Source organism: Streptomyces sp. NPDC000594, assembly GCF_040299965.1.
Taxonomy (GTDB): Bacteria; Actinomycetota; Actinomycetes; order Streptomycetales; family Streptomycetaceae; genus Streptomyces.
Window position 1 is genome coordinate 506,398 of record NZ_JBEPCY010000001.1, and the last position, 20,811, is coordinate 527,208.

17 protein-coding genes are annotated in these 20,811 nt (G+C 73.0%); 7 read left to right on the forward strand and 10 right to left on the reverse strand.

The annotated features are described in order from the left end of the window. Positions 1-47: 47 nt before the first annotated feature. On the reverse strand, positions 48-1,211 hold the full coding sequence (locus ABT354_RS01785) for an agmatine deiminase family protein (protein WP_351487540.1): 1,164 nt from the start codon (positions 1,209-1,211) through the stop codon (positions 48-50). Positions 1,212-1,718: 507 nt separating this feature from the next. On the opposite strand from ABT354_RS01785, the gene ABT354_RS01790 reads away from it, so the two are divergent. After that, the gene (locus ABT354_RS01790; RefSeq protein ID WP_351487543.1) at positions 1,719-2,300 is read left to right on the forward strand and encodes a TetR/AcrR family transcriptional regulator; all 582 of its coding nucleotides are present in this window, start codon (positions 1,719-1,721) and stop codon (positions 2,298-2,300) included. Between the two features lie 67 nt (positions 2,301-2,367). Here the strand turns inward: ABT354_RS01790 and ABT354_RS01795 are convergent, their stop codons facing one another. Further along, positions 2,368-3,477: a hypothetical protein gene (locus ABT354_RS01795; RefSeq protein ID WP_351487546.1), complete on the reverse strand. Its 1,110-nt coding sequence runs from the start codon at positions 3,475-3,477 to the stop codon at positions 2,368-2,370. A 265-nt stretch (positions 3,478-3,742) separates the two neighbouring features. On the opposite strand from ABT354_RS01795, the gene ABT354_RS01800 reads away from it, so the two are divergent. After that, positions 3,743-5,125, forward strand: coding sequence for an alpha/beta hydrolase (locus tag ABT354_RS01800; RefSeq protein ID WP_351487548.1), 1,383 nt, complete (start codon positions 3,743-3,745; stop codon positions 5,123-5,125). 30 nt (positions 5,126-5,155) lie between these two features. Here ABT354_RS01800 and ABT354_RS01805 read toward each other — a convergent pair whose 3' ends face one another. Beyond that, positions 5,156-5,662, reverse strand: a complete 507-nt coding sequence (locus tag ABT354_RS01805) for a hypothetical protein (protein WP_351487550.1) — start codon at positions 5,660-5,662, stop codon at positions 5,156-5,158. 122 nt (positions 5,663-5,784) lie between these two features. Between ABT354_RS01805 and ABT354_RS01810 the strand changes: the two genes are divergently transcribed. Beyond that, on the forward strand, positions 5,785-6,456 hold the full coding sequence (locus ABT354_RS01810; RefSeq protein WP_351487553.1) for a class I SAM-dependent methyltransferase: 672 nt from the start codon (positions 5,785-5,787) through the stop codon (positions 6,454-6,456). Positions 6,457-6,530: 74 nt separating this feature from the next. Here the strand turns inward: ABT354_RS01810 and ABT354_RS01815 are convergent, their stop codons facing one another. Continuing rightward, positions 6,531-7,514 carry a LuxR family transcriptional regulator gene (locus ABT354_RS01815; RefSeq protein ID WP_351487556.1) on the reverse strand — a complete coding sequence of 328 codons (984 nt, stop codon included), beginning with the start codon at positions 7,512-7,514 and terminating at the stop codon, positions 6,531-6,533. A 174-nt stretch (positions 7,515-7,688) separates the two neighbouring features. On the opposite strand from ABT354_RS01815, the gene ABT354_RS01820 reads away from it, so the two are divergent. Both ABT354_RS01820 and ABT354_RS01825 read left to right on the forward strand, forming a co-directional pair. Then, positions 7,689-9,098 carry an aminopeptidase P family protein gene (locus ABT354_RS01820; protein ID WP_351487559.1) on the forward strand — a complete coding sequence of 470 codons (1,410 nt, stop codon included), beginning with the start codon at positions 7,689-7,691 and terminating at the stop codon, positions 9,096-9,098. Between the two features lie 98 nt (positions 9,099-9,196). Further along, positions 9,197-10,000, forward strand: a complete 804-nt coding sequence (locus ABT354_RS01825; protein WP_351487562.1) for an SAM-dependent methyltransferase — start codon at positions 9,197-9,199, stop codon at positions 9,998-10,000. Between the two features lie 89 nt (positions 10,001-10,089). On the opposite strand, the gene ABT354_RS01830 is transcribed toward ABT354_RS01825, so the two are convergent. From ABT354_RS01830 to ABT354_RS01855, 6 genes are all read right to left on the reverse strand, one after another. Continuing rightward, positions 10,090-12,267, reverse strand: a complete 2,178-nt coding sequence (locus tag ABT354_RS01830; protein WP_351487565.1) for a transglycosylase domain-containing protein — start codon at positions 12,265-12,267, stop codon at positions 10,090-10,092. A gap of 294 nt (positions 12,268-12,561) precedes the next feature. Further along, the gene (locus tag ABT354_RS01835) at positions 12,562-12,954 is read right to left on the reverse strand and encodes a DUF6281 family protein (RefSeq protein ID WP_351487568.1); all 393 of its coding nucleotides are present in this window, start codon (positions 12,952-12,954) and stop codon (positions 12,562-12,564) included. Between the two features lie 172 nt (positions 12,955-13,126). Next, positions 13,127-14,557, reverse strand: a complete 1,431-nt coding sequence (locus ABT354_RS01840; RefSeq protein ID WP_351487572.1) for a GntP family permease — start codon at positions 14,555-14,557, stop codon at positions 13,127-13,129. 173 nt (positions 14,558-14,730) lie between these two features. Beyond that, positions 14,731-15,858, reverse strand: coding sequence for a glycerate kinase (locus ABT354_RS01845; RefSeq protein WP_351487575.1), 1,128 nt, complete (start codon positions 15,856-15,858; stop codon positions 14,731-14,733). A 204-nt stretch (positions 15,859-16,062) separates the two neighbouring features. Continuing rightward, entirely contained in the window at positions 16,063-17,172 is a 1,110-nt protein-coding gene (locus tag ABT354_RS01850; protein WP_351487578.1) for a CdaR family transcriptional regulator, read from the reverse strand. 71 nt (positions 17,173-17,243) lie between these two features. Further along, on the reverse strand, positions 17,244-18,734 hold the full coding sequence (locus ABT354_RS01855; RefSeq protein ID WP_502983304.1) for an aromatic amino acid ammonia-lyase: 1,491 nt from the start codon (positions 18,732-18,734) through the stop codon (positions 17,244-17,246). 266 nt (positions 18,735-19,000) lie between these two features. Here ABT354_RS01855 and ABT354_RS01860 point away from each other — a divergent pair, with 266 nt between their 5' ends. Together ABT354_RS01860 and ABT354_RS01865 are read left to right on the forward strand one after the other, a co-directional pair. Continuing rightward, entirely contained in the window at positions 19,001-20,167 is a 1,167-nt protein-coding gene (locus ABT354_RS01860) for an ABC transporter ATP-binding protein (protein WP_351487583.1), read from the forward strand. Further along, complete coding sequence (locus ABT354_RS01865) at positions 20,164-20,811, forward strand: ABC transporter permease (RefSeq protein WP_351487586.1); 648 nt, start codon at positions 20,164-20,166, stop codon at positions 20,809-20,811. The genes ABT354_RS01860 and ABT354_RS01865 overlap by 4 nt, the downstream gene beginning before the upstream one ends.

Here is a 20,811-nt window from a genome sequence, read left to right on the forward strand (position 1 = left end):
GGACCGGCTGCGCGCCGGGTCCGGGGCGGGACCGGGCCGGTCAGGTGTCAGGCGGCCGGCGCGCCGGGCTGGTCGTGGGTGGCGCAGTGGATCCCGCCGCCGCCCGAGGCCACGGTGTCGATGTCGACCTGGACGACGTCCCGGTCGGGGAAGTGCTCCCGCAGGATGCCCCGGGCGCGGTCGTCGGCCTTCCGGTCGCCGAACCGGGGCAGGAAGACGGAGTCGTTGGCGATGTAGAAGTTGGCGTACGACGCCAGGAAGTCATCGCCCACGCCCGTGATCCTCCGCAGATCGGGCTGCGGCAGATCGATGATCTCGAAGCGCCGGCCCCGGGCGTCCGTCGCCTTCGCCAGCACGGACTGGGCCTGATCGGCCGAGCGGGACCAGGAGTCCGGCGGGGTGCCGGGGAAGGCCCGGTCCAGCAGGACCACCCCGGGCTCGGTGAAGCGCACCAGGCTGTCCACATGGGCGTCGGTGATGTCCTCGCCGCGCACCCCGGCCAGCCAGACCACCTTCTCCATGCCGAGGGTCCGCTTGAGTTCGGCCTCGATCCGGTCCCGGCTCTTGCCCGGGTTGCGGTTGACATTGACGATCGAGCTTTCGGTGATCAGCAGCGTGCCCTCGCCGTCGGTCTCGAAGGAGCCGCCCTCGGAGACCAGCGGGGCCTGCTCGCGGGGGATCCCGTACTCCGGGAGCAGGGTGCGTCCGACTCGTCCGTCGTTGGTGTGCTCCTGCTTGTCGCCCCAGCCGTTGAAGTTGAAGTCGACACCGGTGACCCTGCCGTTCTCCTCGACGAAGACGGGGACGGTGTCACGGGCCCACAGGTCGTCCACGGCCAGGGGGATGACCTCGACCTGGGAACCGCAGGCCCGCTGGGCCGCCTTCACCTGGGCGGGCCGGGCCAGCATGACGACCGCCTCGTACTCCCCGATGGCCCGGGCGATCCGGGCGATGTCCTTCCGTACATAGGGCAGGTCCTGCTCCCAGACCGAGGTCAGGGCCGGCCAGGACATGAAGGTACGGGTATGGCTCTCCCACTCGGCGCCCAGCCGGCGCCCTTCGGCCTTCGTGGCGGACCGGGAGGATCCCTCGCTGGCGCGGGTACGGGCGGCGGGCTCGGCGGGCCCGCAGGCCGAGGCCCCCAGGACCAGGGTGCCGAGTCCGGCGAGGGTGCGAAGGGCGGACCGTCGGGTGGGGGAGAGGAAGGACACGGGCGGTTCCTGTCGTGGGCGGCCGGAAGGTCCTCCGGCCGGGCGGGCGGGTGTACGGGGTGGGCGGACGGCACGTCCCCGGCACCAGGATGCGCACAGGGGGCCGTGAAGGGCCGGTGCACACGACGAGGCGGCGGGGCCCCGGGCTGCCACCCTGACACTGACGGGATTTTCAGTCAACTCATGTCGCGGTGTGGAGTCGCCTGACCGCAGAGAGGTGTCGAATGGTATCCATCATCCCTTTTGCCGGATCGATGGCGGGTGTGCACGGGGAGGGAGGCCCGGGTGGATGCCGGTGTCGGGCGCTTCTTCCACCCTCGGGCTGAAATTCTGGTCAGGAAAGTGCCGGAGAAGGTCGGGAGAGGGCTGGGAGAGGTCGCGGAGAGGGGCCGGGGAGGGTCCGGGGAGGTCGCGGGACACCCGCCGGGGTACCGGGTGCCCAGCGGCCCGCACCCCCGGTGACCTGCCGCGCGTACCCCTCTCCCGGGCCCCGGTAGAGTGCCCGCCATGGCGTCTCGCAGCACTCAGATCCTTGAAGCCGCCGCCCGGGTGATCGCCCGGCGCGGGGTACGCGGCCTGCGTGTGGAGGAACTGGCGGCCGAGGCCGGCGTCTCCACCGCGCTGATCTACTACCACTTCAAGGACCGCACCGGGGTGCTGCGCGAGACCCTGGGATTCATCAGCGACCGCGCCGAGCGCTACACCACCGACCGGGACCCGCAGGCGCCGCCCCCCACCCCCCGCGAGGAGCTGGAGGACGCCCTTCTGCTGGAGCTCCAGGACGATGTGGAGGTACGGGAGAACAGCGCCGCCTGGGGCGAGCTGCGGGCGAGCGCGGTCTTCGAGGAGGCGCTGCGCGAGGATCTCGCGCGGGCGACCCTGGAGTGGATCCAGGAGGTCGCCGCACTGCTGGGTCGGGTCCAGCCGCTGGCGCCGCCCTCCTCGCTCGCCGCCGCCGCCGAACGGCTCACCGCGCTGCTGGAGGGGCTCAGCATGCGCTGGCTCAGCGGCGGGATCCGGCTCGACCACGCCCGGGAGCTGGTCCGGGGCGCCGTCGGCGCCGAACTGGAAGGGCTCCGCCGGGGCTGACCCCTGTCCCCTGTCCCCGCCGCCCCGGCGGCACCGACCCCCTCCGCCCCCCCGCCGGGCGGTGGCGTCACGGGGCCTGCCGCAGCCGGTCCCGGAGGGCGTCCGGGGTCGCCGGCAGCCCATAGGCCGATGTCAGCCACGGCCCCAGCTCGCCCGACTCCCAGGCCGCGCCGGCGGTCGGCAGTGCCCCGAGGGCCGCCCGTCGCCAGGGGGTCAGCTCCCCGGCGGGAACCGTGTCCAGATCGCCCAGCGCATCCACGACCAGACCCGAGGCCAGCTCCGCCGCGGTCTCCGGGGTCAACTCCCCGTCGCGCAGCAGACGGGCCACGACCGTGAGCGCCCCGTCCTCGCGGGACGGCGGCAGGCGCCGCAGGGTCGCCGTGATCAGCGCACCGACATCGCCCCGGTGGAAGCGGCTGCCCCGGACCGTCTCGTACGGCTCCGGGTCCAGGGCGATCCGGGCCAGCTCCGCGATCAGCGTCTCCACCACGGCGGGTGGGATGTCCGGCGCGGTGATACGGGCGAGGGCGACCCCGGCGGCCCAGCGGTCCACCCCGGCTCCGGCGGCCAGGACCGCCTCCAGACGGGCGATGTCGGAGCGGTCGCCCGAAGCGCCCGCGAGCAGCCCGAGCGCGATGAACGCGGTGGACCGCTCCGGTCCCGGGCGTGCCCGCTCGCAGAACGGGCGCAGCCGGGGCAGGATCTCGGCGGCCCGGTTCGGGAACCAGGCCAGCAGTTCCGCCGCGGCGCCCGCCGTCGCCGGGTCGTCATCGGCGAGACGGGGCAGCACGGCGCCGATCCCGTCGCTCAGCGCGGTATGCACGGCCCGCGCCACCGGCAGCCGGGTGTGCCGCTCCGGGTCGAGCCCGTCGGGCAGCCATCCGCCGTCCTCGGATTCCATCTCCACCAGGCCGCAGAGGAAGCCCAGCAGGCGCTGCGGCTCGGGGGTCGGTCCATCGGTGAGCAGCCCCAGCAGGAAGGGCACCACCGGTACGGCGGCGGGGTGGACGGCGCCCTGATGGCAGAGGTGGGTGTCCAGCCAGTGCCAGGCCGGGGCGCGGGCCGCCGCGTCCTCCGCCGTCAGGGCCCGCAGCCGCTCCGGGGCCTGCTCCAGAAGGTCGCCCGGCGTACCCCGGGACAGCTCGTCCACTTCCGCGAGGGGTCGCGTACCCGACACCGTTCCCCAACTCCCCTGTCCAGTACGGGAACCGGCTCGCCGGTCCGGTCCGGGTGGTGGCCGGAGCCATGACGGACGGCCGACCGTACCACCGTGGCCGAGCGGCGGAGCCGACCGTAACCGCACACCGTCCTGACAACTTCCTGACGTGTGCCGGTGAGTCTGGGGTCGCCCGTCCACCAGGGACGGGCCGGCGGCGGCCGGATGCCGTCGCCGCCGCGCGGGCGGTCGTTCCGCCGGAGACATGAAGAGGCAGGAGACCCGCATGGGGACGAGGCAGAGCGGGAAGGCCGTCGGCGGCCGGGTACGCGCAGGGGTTCTGGTCACGGGTGCCGCGGTGGCCCTGCTCGGGGCGGTCGTCCCCGCACCGGCCGTGGGAGCCGCACCGGTCAAGGGCCCCGCCCTGGTCGTCGGAGCCACCCCGGCCGCCGGGTCCGCTTCCGCCGCCGCCGGGTCCGCTTCCGCCGCTGCGGGGGCGGGTTCGGCCCCGGTGGGCCGGGCGACCTATGACCTGGGCGAGCTGGCGTTCGAGCCCGGCGCCCCGTACCGGGGCAGAAGCGAGCTGGCCGCGGTGGTCCACTACCCCCAGGGGCCGGGAGCCAAGGGCATGGCCCGGGGCAGGCATCCGCTGATCGTCATGCAGCACGGCTACTGGCACACCTGCGCGGACCGCGCCGCCCAGAAGCGGCTGACGGCGGCACAGAAGGCCCTGGCCGACGCCGAGAAGGCCGGCAACGCGGCCGAGGAGGCCCGACAACTGGAGATCATCGGGAAGATGAGCGACCGGCTGTGGGCCTGGCCCTGCCGACCGGGGACCGCGCCGCTCCCGAGCGGTTCCGGCTATGACTATCTGGCCCGGGACCTGGCCCGGCAGGGCTTTGTAGTGGTCTCCATGGGAGCCAACGGCATCAACGCGACCAGCGGCGGCCAGGCGGAGTCGGTCTACCGGGCGCGTGCCGGGCTGATCAATGAGCATCTGGAGCTGTGGCGGAAGCTCGACGCGGGCAAGGGGCCCCTGAAGGGCCGGATCAAGGACCCCGCCACCGGCCGGGCGAGCGATGCCTCCTTCACCGGGCGGGTCGATCTCGGGAGGGTCGGCACCCTGGGCCACTCCATGGGCGGCGGTGGCGTCATGGAACATGCCGCCGACGGGCGCCGCGGCGACTGGCCCGCCGGCGTGAAGGTGAAGGCTGCGATGGGCCTGGCACCCACCGCCACCTGGGAGAACGAGCCCATCACCCGGGTCCCGCTGGCCGTGCTGTGGGGCACCTGCGACCAGGTGAACACCGGTGAGTTCGTGAAGTGGAACAAGGGGCGGAACACGGCACCCCTCCATGGCATCACCCTCACCGGCGGCAACCACAACTACGCCAACACCCAGTGGTCCCCCCGCGGCGGACAGGTGGGCGGCGCCGACGACGCCGTCCCTGGCACCCGACCCGGCCGGTGCGTCGCCCAGGACGGGACCCAGAAGCAGCACCGGGGGCTCGACGAGGCCACCCAGCGCAAGATCACCCAGGGGTACACCGTCGCCTTCTTCCGCCGCCATCTGCTGGGCGACACCTCGGCACAGGCCCTGCTGACCGGCCGGGCGAAGCTGCCCCGCGTACCGGATGTGACGCGGGTGGAGTACGTGGCGCCGCGCTGACGGCCCCCACCGCGACCCGATGGCCCGGGATCAGCCGTGGTGGCTCAGCGGATCCCGCGAGGTGGTGCCGGTGACCGGGCCGTCCTGGGCCATCGGCTCCCGTGACAGGAAGCCGACGACCGGGCCGTCGTCGGTCTCCACGGCCCAGACCTCGAACTCCTCCCCGGGGAAGGCGTCGGCCAGGGCACCCCGCCAGGAGGCGCGGAGGGCGTCGGCGACGGCGGAGAGCGCCCGGTCGATCTCCTCACCGGCATCGCAGTGGATCACATCGGCCAGGACCAGACGGTTGAGAAACCCCTCGACGGCCCGGACATCACCCCCGCATTGGGCGAGCAGCCTGTCGACCAGCTCCCTGCCACCCGGCTGCTCCCGGAGCGTGCAGCCCCGGTACCGCACAAAGCGCGGCCGGAACACCCGCTGGAATGCCAGCCATTCGGCGATGCCCGTCCGGTCGGTGAGGAAGTCGACATGGTCGAGGCCGGCACCGGGAAAGCCGCTCGTCCACTCCTTGATCGGAGAGAAATCATCGGGGTTCATCCGGATATCCTCCGCTACGGCGATGATCCGGGCGGCCGGACCCCGGCAGGGCGGCGGTCCTGTCCCCGCCGGGAACACCCGGTGGCGTCCGCCGTGTCGGTGGCGGACCGTAGGGTCTCCGTATGGACGTCGCTCAGCAGAACGCGTTGCGGGCACAGGCGCAGCCCGGTGTGCAGTGGTACTACGAACAGTATGCGGAGGCCCTGGCCGAGCGGTACGAAGGGCTGAGCTTCCCGGAGCTGTACGAGGAGGTGCTGCCGCATCTCCCCGTACCGCCCGCCAGGGCCGCCGACATCGGGGCCGGAAGCGGGCGCGACGCCGCCGCGCTGGCCCGGATGGGCTGGCGGGTGACGGCCGTCGAGCCGGTGCGGGCGCTGCGGGAGACGGCGGCTCGGCTGCATCCGGAGGACGTGCGCTGGCTGGCGGATTCACTGCCGGAGCTGAGCGGTGTGGACGGCCCCTTCGAGCTGTTGCTGCTCTCGGCGGTGTGGATGCATCTGGACCACGACGAGCGGCCGGTCGCCATGGAGCGGCTGAGCGGCCTGCTGACCGGGGGCGGGCGTCTGGTGATCACCTTGCGGCACGGGGAGCCGCCGCGCGACCGGCGGATGTTCGACGTCCCGGTGGGCGAGACGGTGGGCCTCGCCGCCGCCCAGGGGCTGACCCTGCTGCACCGGAGCGGCGGCGAGGACCGGCTCGGCCGGGACGGCGTGCACTGGAGCCGGCTGGTCTTCGAGAAGGCGCCCGAGCCGGACGGGGAAACCGCCGGGGAGCCGGCCGAGCGGCAGGGGTGAGGTCCGGAGGCGGTCGGCCCCCGGGAGGCCCCCCGGGTGCTCCGCCCCCTCGCGGCACGGCGGTGGCGGCGCGGTCAGAGCCATCCGTTCCGCTGCGCCTGGAGGGCCAGCTGAAAGCGGTTGGCCGCACCCGAGCGGGCCATCAGCACCTGGAGACGGCGGAAGAGCGTACGGCGGCTGATGCCCAGCTCACGGGCGATGACATCGTCGCTCGCACCGCCCGCGAGCAGCCACAGCAGCCGCCGGTCTGCGGGGTGCAGACCGCCCGGCCGGGTGGTGCGGCCCTCGAACGGCAGCGCGCTCTGCCAGGACTGCTCGAAGAGTGCCATGAGCGCGGAGAGCAGACCGCACGGCTGCACGACCAGCATCGAGTTGTGCACATCCGCCTCCTTGATCGACAACGAGACCAGTGCATACGCCTCATCGATGATCACCAGCTTGACCGGTACCGAGGGCAGCACCCGCGCCTGCTCGCCGGCCCGTACACAGGGCTCGATCACCTCCTGCAGATGGCCCGGCTGCTCCAGTGACGCCCGCGAGTACACCACCCGCTGGATCACCCCCCGGGCCAGCGTGGCCAGCGCGTCCTGGGTGGCGCCGGGGAGCGGGAAGTACGGCGGTGACTCGAACTGCCGGATCTGCTCGCGGGCGCTCGCCCACGCCTGCCGGATCCTGGTGCCGACCGCGTCACCGGTCACCACCTCGACCAGATCGTCGTTGTAGGCGGCGAGCCGCTGCCGCCGGAACGACTCGAACGCACCCCCCACGGCGATCCGCGACTCCTCCACCTCCGCCGCCCGGTGCCGGGCGAGGATCTCCAGACCGGCGGTGGGCGGCACCGGCGCCACCACCGCCCCGCCCTCCTCGGCCGGGCTGGCCAGACCGGCCGCCACCAGCGCGCCGTACGCCCCGGCCAGCTCCCCGCCGTCCACCCCGGCCGCCACCGCGACCGTGCTCAGCGGGGCGGGGGCCACATCGAGCAGGGCCAGATACACCCGGGCCGCCACCGGGTCGAGCCCCAGATGCCGCAGGGCCTCGCTGAGCTTCGCGTTCGTCATGCCCCCATTGTCGACGGCTCCGGCCCGGCCATGGCCGATCCGTGCCACTGACATGTTCCGGCGCCGAGCGGCCCCGGCGCGGGATACGTTCCCCAGGCCGCGCCGCCCCCGCGCCCCTGGCCGGCGGGTCGGCCCACCCAGCGGAACCACTCCACCCAGAGGAAGGTGCACACCATGGCGAAAGGCCGGAAGAACGGTCTCTACTCAGGGATCTCCGAGGAACTGTCCGCCCTGATGCGCACGGGATGGGCGGACACCGAGCGCCGCGACCTCGTCCTCGACGAGCAGGCGCCCTACGCCGCCCGCCGCCGCGCCGCACTCTCCGCGCGCTTCCCGGGCGAACGCCTCGTCGTCCCCTCGGGGAACCTCACCGTCCGCTCGAACGACGACACCTACCCGTTCCGGCCGTACTCGGCCTATGTGCATCTGACCGGGGACCAGGCCCGGGACGGCGCCCTCGTCCTCGAACCCCGCGCGGACGGCGGCCATGACGCCTACTGCTACCAGCTGCCCCGGGACAGCAGGGACAACGACGAGTTCTGGACCGGCCCCACGGCCGAGCTGTGGATGGGCCGCCGCCGCTCCCTCGCCGAGGCGGAGCTGGTCCTGGGGCTGCCCTGCCGCGATGTCCGCACGGCCGCCGCCGACCTGGCCGCCTCCGACGCCCCCACCCGGATCGTCCGGGGCGTCGACCCCGCCCTGGAGGCCGCCCTCACCACCGACGAGGAGCGCGACGACGAGCTGGAGGAGACCCTCAGCGAACTCCGCCTGGTCAAGGACGACTGGGAGATCGCCGAGCTGCGCAAGGCCGTGGACTCCACCGTCCGCGGCTTCACCGATGCGATAGGCGAGCTGTCCCGGGCGGTGGCGTCCTCCGAGCGATGGATCGAGGGCACCTTCTTCCGCCGGGCGCGCCTGGAGGGCAACTCCGTCGGCTACGGCTCGATCTGCGCGGCCGGCGAGCACGCCACGATCATGCACTGGACGGACAACGACGGCCCGGTGCGCCCGGGGGAGCTGCTCCTCCTCGACGCCGGCGTGGAGACCCGTACCCTCTACACCGCCGATGTCACCCGCACCCTGCCGATCAGCGGGACCTTCACACCCGTCCAGCGCACGGTGTACGACGCGGTGTACGAGGCCCAGGAGGCCGGCATGGCCGCCGTCAAGCCGGGGGCCGCGTACCGCGACTTCCATGAGGCGTCCCAGCGGTATCTGGCGACCCGGCTGGTCGAGTGGGGCTTCATCGAGGGCCCGGCCGACCGCGCGTACGAGCTGAGCCTCCAGCGCCGGTTCACCATGGCGGGCACCGGCCATATGCTCGGCCTCGATGTCCACGACTGCGCCCAGGCCCGGAACGAGGAGTATGTCGACGGCGTCCTGGAGCCGGGCATGGTGCTCACCGTGGAGCCCGGTCTGTACTTCCAGCCGGACGACCTGACCGTGCCCGAGGAGTGGCGCGGCATCGGGGTGCGGATCGAGGACGACCTGCTGGTCACCGAGGACGGTCACGAGAACCTGTCGGCGGGCCTGCCGAGGTCGGCGGAGGAAGTGGAGGCGTGGATGGCCCGCTGCGCGGGCTGAGCACGCGCCGAACGGCCCGCCCGGTGCGGGCCGTTCGGCCGCTGTGGGGCAGTAGCGTTGTCGCGTCGACACCCCACAACGCACGGAGGTACCGCCCCATGACAGCCGAGAAGCCGGGTACGGGACAGTCGGCGATCGACACCCGCTCGCCGCAATCCGCCCGGGTCTGGAACTACTGGCTGGGCGGCAAGGACAACTACCCGGTCGACCAGGAGGTCGGCGAGGCCTTCCGGGCCTTCTTCCCCGGGGTGGTCGACCTCGCCCGCGACTCCCGCGCCTTCCTGGGGCGCACGGTCCGTCATCTGGCCGAGGATCTGGAGATCCACCAGTTCCTGGACATCGGGACCGGTCTGCCCACCGCGGACAACACACATCAGATCGCCCAGCGGTCCGTGCCGTCCGCGCGGGTGGTCTATGTGGACAACGATCCGCTGGTGCTCACCCATGCCCGCGCGCTGCTGGTCAGCACCCCGGAAGGCGCCACCGACTACATCGACGCCGATCTCCACGACCCGGGGACGATCCTGCGCGAGGCGGCACGGACCCTGGACCTCGGCCGCCCGGTCGGCCTCACCCTGATGCAGGTGGTCGGCCATGTCGCCGCCTACCGGGAGGCCCGGTGGATCGTGGACCGGCTGATGGCGGCCCTGCCGTCGGGGAGCTGTCTGGTGCTCAACGACAGTGTGGACACCCATGCGGCCAACGCGGAGGCCACCCGCCGCTACAACGCCAGCGGGGCCGCGCCCTATCAGCTGCGCGCCCCCGGGGAGATCGCCGGATTCTTCGACGGTCTGGAGCTGCTGGACCCCGGCGTCGTGCCGCTGGCCGAGTGGCGTCCGGACGCCGCCACGGGGACACCGGGCGAGGTGATCGCCGTGGGCGGGGTGGGGCGCAAGCGCTGAGCGGCGCGGGGCCCGGTACGCGATCCCGGTACGTGGCCCCGGTACGCGGAAGGCCCGCCGTCAGGCGGGCCTTCCCTCAGGGCCGGGGCTCAGTCCTCGAACTCCCCCGTACCGCCGTCGGTGCTTCCCGTGCCCGGCTCCCGGTCGCCGCCCTCGCCGTTGCCGTCGCCCTCTTCCTCGGAGGGGTCCGGCTTGGGCGGGTCGGGGATGTGGAGGCGGTTGAAGTCGGGTGCGTCCTTGTCGGCGAGGGCCCCGGTCATCGCCTGGCGCCAGACCGAGCCGGGGACATCCCCGCCGAAGACCTTGGCCTTGTAGCGGTCGCCGATGGTGATGTTGAACATCTTCACCTGCTGGGTCGGGCTGCCCACCCAGACCGCGCCGGAGAGATTGGGGGTGTAGCCGACGAACCAGGCGTTCTTCCGGCCGTCCGTGGTCCCCGTCTTGCCCGCGTTGTCCCGGCCGGAGAGCCCCGCCGTCCGGCCCGTACCGGCGTCCGAGACCACATCCTTCAGCAGCGAGTTGACCGTGTCGGCGGTCCGCTCGGACATCGCCCGCTCACAGGTGGACTTCGGCACGCGGAGCTTGCGGCCGGCGGCCGTGGTGACGGAGCCGATGGCGACCGGGGTGCAGTAGGTGCCCCGGTTGGCGAAGGCCGCGTAGGCGGAGGCCATGGTCAGCGGGGACATGCCCTCCGAGCCCAGCGTCAGCGAGGAGGGCTCGGCGAGCAGCTTCTTCCCGTTGCCGACCTTCAGCCCCAGCTTGTCGGTGGTCTTCACGACCGGGCAGAGGCCGATATCGGCGAGCATCTGGACGAAGTAGGTGTTGACCGACATCGCCATGGCCTGCTTGAGGGCGTACGGGCCCTTCTCGGAGGCCAGCTCGTTCCTGAGGTCGGCCCCGGCGCCGTTCACCCACGGGGTGCCCGGGGAGCAGGTCTTGATGGGGCTCGGGTAGCTCATCGAGTACGGGGACGAGTAGGTCTGGGTCGCCGGGCGGCCCTCCTCCAGGGCGGCGGCGGCCACAAAGGGCTTGAAGGTCGAGCCGACCGGGAAGCCGAAGTTGGAGCCGCCCATCTTCTGGTCGACGGAGTAGTTGATCTGGCTCTCGTTCCGCCCGAAGCCGTACGGGCGGGACTGGCCCATCGCGAGGATCCTGCCGGTGCCCGGCTCGACCAGGGTCACGGCGGTGGCCACCTGGTCCGTCCGGTGGACATACTCCTTGATCGACCCCTGGACGGAACTCTGCGCGGCCGGGTCGAGCGTCGTCCGGACGGTGAGCCCGCCGCGGTTCCAGAGCTTGGCCCGCTCCTCCCGGCTCTTGCCGAAGACGGGGTCGGTCAGGAAGACGTTCCGTACGTAGTCGCAGAAGAAGCCCGCGCCCTTCACGGCGGTGATACAGCCGTTGCGCGGCTTCTTGACCTTCAGCCCGAGCGGGGCGCGCTTCGCCTTCTCGGCGCGGTCCCGGGTGATGTCGCCCGAGGCGACCATCCGTCCGAGGACGGTGTTGCGGCGCTTCTCGGCACGCTCCGGGAAGGCGGTTGGGTCGAAGTAGGTGGGGGACTGGACGACTCCGGCGAGCATCGCCGCCTGCTCCAGCTTCAGCTTCTTCGCCGGGGTGGAGAAGTAGCGCTGTGAGGCGGCCTCGATGCCGTACGCCTGCTGGCCGAAGAAGGTGATGTTGAGATAGTTCTCCAGGATCTTCTTCTTGCCCAGCTCCTCCTCGACCTGGATGGCGTACTTCAGCTCACGGATCTTCCGCCCGGCGGTCTGCTGGGTCGCCTGGGCGAACTTGGCGGCGTCGTCGCCCGCCTCCTCCACGAAGACGTTCTTCACATACTGCTGGGTGAGGGTGGAGGCGCCCTCGGTGACCTCGCCCGAGCGGGCGTTCTTGTTGAGGGCGCGCAGGATGCCCTTGAGGTCGATGGCGCCGTGCTCGTAGAAGCGCGCGTCCTCGATGGCGATGATCGCCTGCTGCATGTACGGGGAGATGTCCTGGAGCGGGACCACGGTGCGGTCGCGCGAGTAGACCGAGGCGATGAGGTCCCCGTCGGCGTCCAGGATGGTGGTGCGCTCGCTGAGCGGGGGCCGCTTGAGGTTGGCGGGGATGCTGTCGAACTTGCCGGCGGCTCCCTTGGCCGCCATCCCGACCATGCCGACGCCTGGCAGGGCGATACCCGCGAGCACCACTCCGGAGAGGGTGCTGACGGCGAGGAACAGCGCCAGGCGCCGACCCTTCGCCGGGCCCATGCCGGGACGTTTCTTCTGCATGCGTGTCAACCTCGTTGTTCTCAGGCGGCCGGAGGGCGTAACCGGTGGGAGGGCGGCCTCCGTCCCGGCCGCCCTCGGTGTCGTTCGGTGGTGTCCCGGTGCCGGTCGCGTGCCCGGAGCGGGCGGACCGCACACCGTCGACCTCTGAGACAGGGAAGGGCCGGGCCGGGTTGTGCGGGAACCGTGTGATTTTTCTCCGGATCCGCGCGCCGGGGGCACACTCAGGTTCCTGTCGGCTGGCGGGGCCCGGCGGAGGGGCCCGGCGGTACGGGTCCGCCGGGCCCCGTACCCGGGTCAGGAGCGGTCGAGCTGCTTGAGGATCTCCGGCGGGATCTGCGTTCCGGAGTACGCGACCAGCAGCTTCGCCTCCGCCGGGGTGTCCCCGACGGCGATGGCGACCTCAGGGGCGACGCCCCGCACGGCATAGGCCGTGGCGCTCGTCCCGTCCCGCTCGTCCCGCTCGGGGCCGTCGGTGTCGTCGCAGGGCGGGGCGACGGCGGTGCCCAGCCTGCCGCCGACGGTGAACTCCCGCTCGGCGACGTCCCGGTACTCACGGCCGTCGTAGGTGACCTGATAGGCGCAGGCCGCCGCTGACTTCCCGCCATCGGTTCCGGTGGCCGAGCAGCCCACCGCCGTCACTCCGATGACCGCCAGCAGTGTGCCCGCGGTCCGTCCGGCCCAGTTCATCGTTGTCTCCTCCGTCATCGCCGGGTTGTCACGCGGGGAGGGCGGGCCTCCCGCTGGGGGAGCCCCGCCCTTTCCCTGAACGAACGACGGAGAAGGGGCCCGAAAGGACGAACTGCCACGTGTCATCACCGGGTGATGTGTGTCACGTACGCCCAGGGGCCCGGTCAGGGCGTCAGAGGACCACCGCACCGAGGACGAGGACGAAGGCGAGGGCGGTGAGGCCCTGGACGAGGGTGGCCGCCGTCTGGGCGCGGTAGGCGGTCTTCACATCCATACCGGAGAACTGGGAGACGACCCAGAAGTAGGAGTCGTTGACATGGCTGACGACCATGGCACCGGCGCCGATGGCGAGCACGGCCATGACCTGGCCGATCGGGATGGAGCCGAGGGTGCCGTCGAGTCCGAGGGCGGGCAGCAGGGGCTGGGCCAGGGTGGAGGTGATGATCAGTGCGGCGGTGCTGCTGCCCTGGGCGGTCTTGAGGAGGGCCGCGAGTCCGAAGAGGACCAGGAGGGCGGTGACGCCGCTGACCGAGGAGCCGTCCCCGATGAGCGAGGCGATGTAGTCGGCGATCGGGGTGCCCTTGATGACCGCGCCGAACGCGCCGCCGGCGCCGGTGATGACCAGGATGGGCGCGGCGTCCACCAGCCCTTCGGCGACCCAGGTGGTGAGCGCCTTGGCGTCCCGCTTGGGGGGCAGCAGGGCCAGGGCCAGCACGACGCCGATGAGCAGGGCGTTGACCGGGTTGCCGAGGTCGGTGAGGAAGGCCCCGAGAACGCCGTCGACCAGGGTGCCGCCGCCGTCGGCGGGGAAGGCGGCGACGGAGCCGATCGCCATCAGCACGATGGGGACGATGATCGGCGCCAGGGCGTCGCGCATCCGCGGCAGCCGCTCGAACTGCGCCTTGTACTCCTCGAAGGTCTGGTGCGCGTCGGGCAGCTTGCTCTCCAGGTCACCGGTGCGGCGCAGCGCCCAGGCGAGACCGGCCGCGGCGGCGACCAGGGAGACGGGGATGCTGAAGAGGATGACCCAGATGAGCCCGTCGGAGCCGATGCCGACATTGCCCGCGGCGGCGATCGGGCCGGGTGTCGGGGGGACGAAGGTGTGGGAGGCGTACAGCCCGGTGGCCAGCGCGGTACCGAGGACGACGGGGTTCTTGCCCGTCTTGCGGGCTATGGAGCGCTGGAGCGGGGAGAGCACCACATAGCCGGAGTCGCAGAAGACCGGTACCGAGACGACCCAGCCCATCAGGGACATGGCCAGGGCCGGATGGCGCTTGCCGACCACCTTGAGCACGCCTTCGGCGAGGGTGACGGCGGCTCCCGTCCGCTCCAGCACCTTGCCGATGATGGTGCCGAAGAGGATGACCAGGCCGATGCTGGCGAGGATGGAGCCGAAGCCCTCGGCGATCGTCCCCGCGAGATTGTCGACGAACTTCCGGTCGGCGTCGGTGGCGACCCCGACGCCCATGGCCAGCAGACCGAAGGCATAGGTGGCCAGCACGATGGCGAGGAAGGGGTGCAGACGGAACCGTCCGCACAGAAGGATGATCAGCCCGATGCTGGCCGCCAGGGCGGCGAGCAGGGCGGGACCGGCGGTGCTCATGGGACTCCTGCCAGGGGGACGGGACGGAACAGGACAAAACCATGGGGTGGTGCCGCGCCGGTGGACCGGCGGTCGGCGGTGCGCCCCGGGGACGACGGACGTGCGGCGTGCTCAGGGCGCGGGGTGTGCGGGGGTGCGGGTGCGCGGGGTGCGCGGGGCCGCGCCGCGCGGGCTCAGGCCCGGTGCAGGCGCAGCACCTGTTCGGCGGTGTCCGCCAGCAGTCCGGCGGCGGAACCGGTCATCGCGTCGAGGGTCCGGGGGCCGTCGGCGATGCTGAAGGCGGCGGTCAGCCCGAGGTCGTGCAGTGCGGTCAGCGGCGGGACGATCTGTCCGGCCACGGCCACGGCGGGGATACCGCGCTCGGCGGCGAGCCGGGCGACCAGGGAGACGACCTTGCCCCCGGCGCTCTGCCGGTCGAGCCGGCCCTCACCGGTGAGGACCAGGTCGGCGCCGTCCAGGGCGGCCGGCAGCCCGACGGCCCGTGCCACGAGTTCGCATCCGGGCAGCGCCTCGGCGCCCAGGACGGCGAGCATGCCGCCGCAGGTGCCGCCGGCGGCTCCGGCGCCCGGGACATGGTGCACGGCGATGCCGAGCCGGTCGGCGAGGACATCGGCGAGCCGGGTCAGCCCGCGTTCGAGTACCCGGATCGCGGCCGGGTCGGCGCCCTTCTGGGGGCCGAAGACGGCCGCCGCGCCCTCCGGGCCGATCAGCGGGTTGGCCACGTCGCAGGCGATCCGGAACTGTGTCCGGCGGACCTCGGCCGGCACCGCGTCGAACTCCACCCGGGCGAGCCGCACGAGGGCGCCGCCGCCGGGCGGGAGGTCGTTGCCCGAGGAGTCCAGGAAGCGGACGCCCAGGGCGCGCAGCAGCCCCGTACCGCCGTCGGTGCTGGCACTGCCTCCGACACAGACCAGGACCGACCGGGCGCCCCGGCGGATGGCGTCGGCGATGAGCTGTCCGGTGCCGGTGGTGTCCGCGCGCAGGGGGTCCAGGCGGTCGGCGGGGACCAGGGGGAGGCCGGAGGCGGCGGCGAGTTCGACCACGGCGGAGGAGCTTTTGGTGTCGAGCAGATAGCGGGCGGTGACCGGAGCGCCGAGCGGCCCGCTGACGTCGAGGGAGATCTCCCGGCCGCCGGTGGCCGCGCCGACGCAGTCGAGGGTGCCCTCCCCTCCGTCGGCCATCGGCACCCGGACGACCTGGGCGTCGGGAACGGCCCGGAGCACTCCCGCCTCCAGCGCCGCGCACACGGCGTCGGCGGTCAGGCTGCCCTTGAAGGAGTCGGGGGCGAGAACGACACGCACAGGCAGAGCCCCATTTCTGGAGGAAGGTGGGATAACGGTCTCTCGATGAGCCGTGTCGGCACTCTAGGCACTCCGGTCACGCGTGCGTATGGGTCGGGTGAACGGAATTCCTCCGTCCTCCGTCCCCTGAATTTATGCACGGTGCACAAGGGGGACCGGAAGGGTACGGGCCGTGCGCCACCTCCGCGGCACCCGCGGGTGCTCTCAGTCGGTCTCGCACAGATGCAGCGCGGCCTGGAGGACGGTGGCGTCCTGGAAGACCCGGGGGTCCCTGCCGGTCAGCTCGGTGATCCGGCCCAGCCGGTAGGTGAGGGTGTTGCGGTGCACCCGCAGCCGGGCGGCGGACTCGGTCACCCCCCGGTCACAGGCGAAGTAGACCGCCAGGGTCCGGCGCAGCTCGGCGGGGAGGGGCCCGAGTACCCGCTCGGCCGCCGCCGCGCGGACCGCGGGGTCGAGCCGGGCCAGCAGGACCGGGAGTTCCCGGTCGGCCAGCCGCACCTCCCCGGCCGGCGGGCGGCGCAGGGCGAGCCGGGCCCGCTCGGCCCGCTCCAGCAGTGCGGGAAAGTCCTCGGCCCGTCCCGCGTCGAGGAAACCGGCGGCCGGATCCGCCGCACAGAGCCGCGCCAGCCGGTGGCGCAGGACGACGGAGGCGCTGCCCCCGGTGACCATCCAGACCGTGCCGGTGCCGTCCGGGGCGATCAGCGCGGACCGTTCGTCGGCCTCCAGCACCCGGTACAGCTCGCGCGGCTCCCCCCGGTGGTTCGGGTGCGCCGCCCCCGCCGGGGCCAGTGTCCCCGCCGGGGTGAGTTCGCCGCCCCGGGCCGCGAGGAGGGTGTACGGGGCGTCCACGCGGCAGCCGCCGAGCTGCTGCCCCTGCCGCCAGCCCTCCTCGGTCAGCCGCCCGCTCAGCAGATCGCCGATCAGCTGCCGGCGGACCTGGTGCCGCCAGCCGGTCTCCCCGGCGAAGGTCTCCCGCATCACCATCAGCTCGGCGAGCCGGGCGACCGCCCGCGCGATCTCCCCCACCTCGTCCGGCTCGCCCCGGACCCCGACCACCCCCACGATCCGGCCGTCCACCCGCAGCGGCAGATTCACCCCGGCCTGGGTCCCGTCCAGGGCCCGTGCCGCGCCCCGGGTCAGTGAGAGGGGCTGCCCGGTGCGCAGGACCCGTACCGCCCCCTCATGGGTCTGCCCCACCCGTGAGCGGTCACTGCTGGCGACGATCACCCCGCGCTCGTCCATGATGTTCACCCTGACCCCGAGACGGGTCACGACATCGTCGACGATGGACTGGGCCACGGCATCCGCGAACATTCCCGGAATATAGCCCCGGCCGGGAGGGCCCGCGCGGGCGCGGCCCCGGCGGCCGGGGGCCGGACGGTTCGTCAGGCCGGCGGGGCGAACGCGTCGAGCAGGGCGGCCGCCGTCGTCACATCGTCGGTCAGCGGACGGTCGGCGGGGTTGTCCGGCAGTGCCCCGCAGGCCAGCTCGAAGGCGTCCCGGGAGGCGAGGCCGGGGGCGGGCCGCAGGCCGCGCAGGCGCAGGGCCCGGACCGCGGCGACCAGTTCGCAGCCGACGACGAGCCGGAACGCCCCGGCCGCGCGCAGGGTCTGCCGGGCGGCGAGCGAGGCGAAGCTGGCCTGTTCCTCCACACCCCGGGAGAGCACGGTGTGGCCGAGGGAGGCGGGGGCGGAGAAGGCTCGCAGATCGCCGAGGGCGGCCCCGGCGGCGTACTCCAGGATCATCACCCCGGAGCTGGCCGCTTCCCCGGCGGCGAGGAAGGGCCGGAGCCGGGTGAACGCCGGTTCGTTGAGGGCGGCGAGGCGGGAGGTGGAGAGCCGGGCGGTCTGGGTGAGGGCGAGCCGGAAGTGGTCGAGCGCGAGGGCGAGTCCAGCGAGATAGAAGCCGCCGTGGTGGTAGGCGGCCTGGTCGGGCGGGGAGATCAGGGGGTTCTCGGTGGCCGTGTTGACCTCGGTGGCGATGGCCGCTCCGAGGGCGTCGGCCGCCGCGTGCGCGGGCCCGTGTATCTGGGGCAGACAGCGGAAGCCGTACGGGTCCTGGATCCGGCCGAGCGGCGGATGGGGCCGGGCGGGCGCGCCGAGCAGGGTCCGCATCCGGGCGGCGACACCATGGGCCGGCAGGCCCGCGCGGGGGGCGTGGACGGGTTCGGCATAGGGCTCGTAGGAGCCGTCGACGGCCAGATGGGAGAGGGCCGCCACCACCTCCGTCGCCAGCACCAGGGTGCGCAGTTCGGCGAGGGCGAGGGCGGCCTGGCCGAGGGTGAGGGCGTTGGAGCTGATCAGCGCCAGGGCGTCGTTGTTGTCGAGGGGGAGGGGCGCGGGCGGGGTCCCGCCGCGCCAGGGATGTTCGCCCGCGAGGGCGAGGCCCATCTGGGCGAGGGCGGCGATATCGCCGGTGCCGACCGAGCCGAACTCGTTGACGACGGGGTACGCGCCGGAGTCCAGCGCGGCGCAGAGTGCGGTGATGACGGCGGGGTTGAGCCCGGCGCCGCCCGCGAGAAGCTGGTTGGCGCGGATCACGAGCATGGCACGGACCTCGCGGGCGGGGAGTTCACCGCCGATGGCCCCGGCATGGGAGCGGAGCAGCCGGCGGCCGTGGTCGGCTCCGCCGCCGCTGGGGACGGATTCGCCGCGGTTGGCGCCGACCCCGGTGGAGCGGCCGTAGACCCGTCCCGTGAGGGCGAGCCGGCGGGCGGTCTCCCAGGAGTCATGGGCGCGGTCGAGGGCGGCGGGGGAGGGGACGGCGCGGACCGATCCGTCGGCGATCCGGACGGCGGTGGCGGGGGAGAGGCCGAGGCCGTCGAGGGTCACGGTCCCGCCGGGCCGGGCCGGGCCCGTGGGTCCGGAGGCATCGATGGTATCGATGGTATCGGAGGCACCGGGGGCATCAGGGGCATCGGCGGGCGGGGCCGCCCCGGACGGTCCGGTGCCCGGCTCCGGCGGTGTCCCCGGCGACCCGCCCGGCGTGCGCGACGACGTCATGGGCGAAATCCCCCTCTCCGAACATGCCGAATTCCGTCATCCGGGCGCCGATCGACGGCGATTCACCCCGGGGCATTGACAACTTATTCAGACAGCGAGAACTCTGCATGACTATATGCAGCCGGGGCAAGGGGCGATTAATGATCGAATTCCGGGCAGTGCACAAACGGTTCCCCCAGGGCACGACGGCCGTTCACGACCTCACCCTCACCATGCCCGCGGGCGGGATCACCGTTCTCGTCGGCTCCTCGGGGTGCGGCAAGACGACCACACTCCGCATGATCAACCGCATGGTCGAACCGACCTCCGGCACCATCCATGTCGACGGCAGGGACATCGGCTCCCAGGACGCGGCCCTGCTCCGCCGTTCCATCGGCTATGTCATCCAGCAGTCCGGCCTCTTCCCGCACCGGACCGTCCTCGACAACATCGCCACCGTGCCGCTGCTGCTCGGCTGGGGCCGCCGCCGGGCACGGGAGCGCGCCGCCGCGCTGCTGGAGACCGTGGGCCTCACCGCGGAGGCGGGCCGGCGCTATCCGCACCAGCTCTCCGGCGGTCAGCAGCAGCGCGTCGGCGTCGCCCGCGCGCTCGCCGCCGACCCGCCGGTCCTGCTCATGGACGAACCCTTCGGCGCGGTCGACCCCGTCGTCCGCACCCAGCTCCAGGACGAACTCCTGCGGCTCCAGAAGGACCTGGGCAAGACCATCGTCTTCGTCACCCATGACATCGACGAGGCGGTGCGCCTCGGCGACCGGATCGCGGTCTTCCGTACCGGCGGCCATCTGGTGCAGTGCGCCACCCCGGCGGAGCTGCTGGCCCGCCCCGCCGACCCCTTCGTCGCCGACTTCCTCGGCGCCGAACGGGGACTCATGCTGCTCTCCCTGGTCCCGCTCGGCGATCTGCCCCAGGGGCCGGTGCCGGAGGGCGGCCGGTGGGAGCTGGTCCTCGGCGCCGGCCGCAGACCCGAGGGGTGGCGGGCCCGCCCGGGAGGCGACGGTGACGGCGCGCTCCTGCCCGTACGGCCGCTGCGGGACACGGATTCGCTGCTCTCGGCGCTCAACGAGTCGCTGGGCTCCCCCTGCGGACTGGTCGTCCGGGTCGACGCCGATGGCGCGCTGACCGGTGTCACCTCCCGCGAGGAGATCCACGACCGGGCGGGCGCGGCCCATGCGTCGGCGGCTCGTCCTTCGGCGGCTCGTCCTTCGGCCGCTCATCCGCCGGTGGCCCGGACGGCGGGAACACCCCCCGAGCCCGCCCCGCCCCCGGCCGCCCCCGCGGACCCCCGTACCCCCGGCGGCACCCCATGACCATCGAATGGGACTGGATCGCCGACCACACCGGCGAGCTGACCGAGCTGAGCGTCTCGCATCTCCAGGCCGCGCTGACCGCCGTCCTCCTCGGGCTGCTGCTCTCCCTGCCCCTCGCGGTCCTCGCCCACCGGGTGCGGTTGCTGCGCGGACCGCTCCTCGGGATCGCGAACATCCTGTTCACCATCCCCTCCATCGCCGTCTTCGTCCTGCTGCTCCCGGTCTCCGGGCTCACCCGGACCACCACCGTCATCGGTCTGACCGTCTACACCCTGGTCGTCCTGCTCCGTAATACGGTCGAGGGGCTCGACGCGGTCCCGGCGAAGGCCAAGGAGGCGGCGAAGGCGATGGGCACCCGCCCGCTGCGGACCCTGCTGACCGTCGAACTCCCGCTCGCGCTGCCCGTGATCATGGCCGGGGTACGGATCGCCACGGTCATGTCGATCTCCCTGGTCAGTGTGGCCACCTATATCGGCGACGGGGGCCTGGGCCAGCTCTTCACCGACGGCTTCCAGCGGAACTTCCCCACCCCCGTCTTCGCCGGGGTCGTCCTCACCCTCCTCCTCGCACTGATCGCGGACGCGTTCCTGGTGGCGGTGGAGTACCTCCTCACCCCCTGGAACCGGAAGGGACGGAGAGCCTGA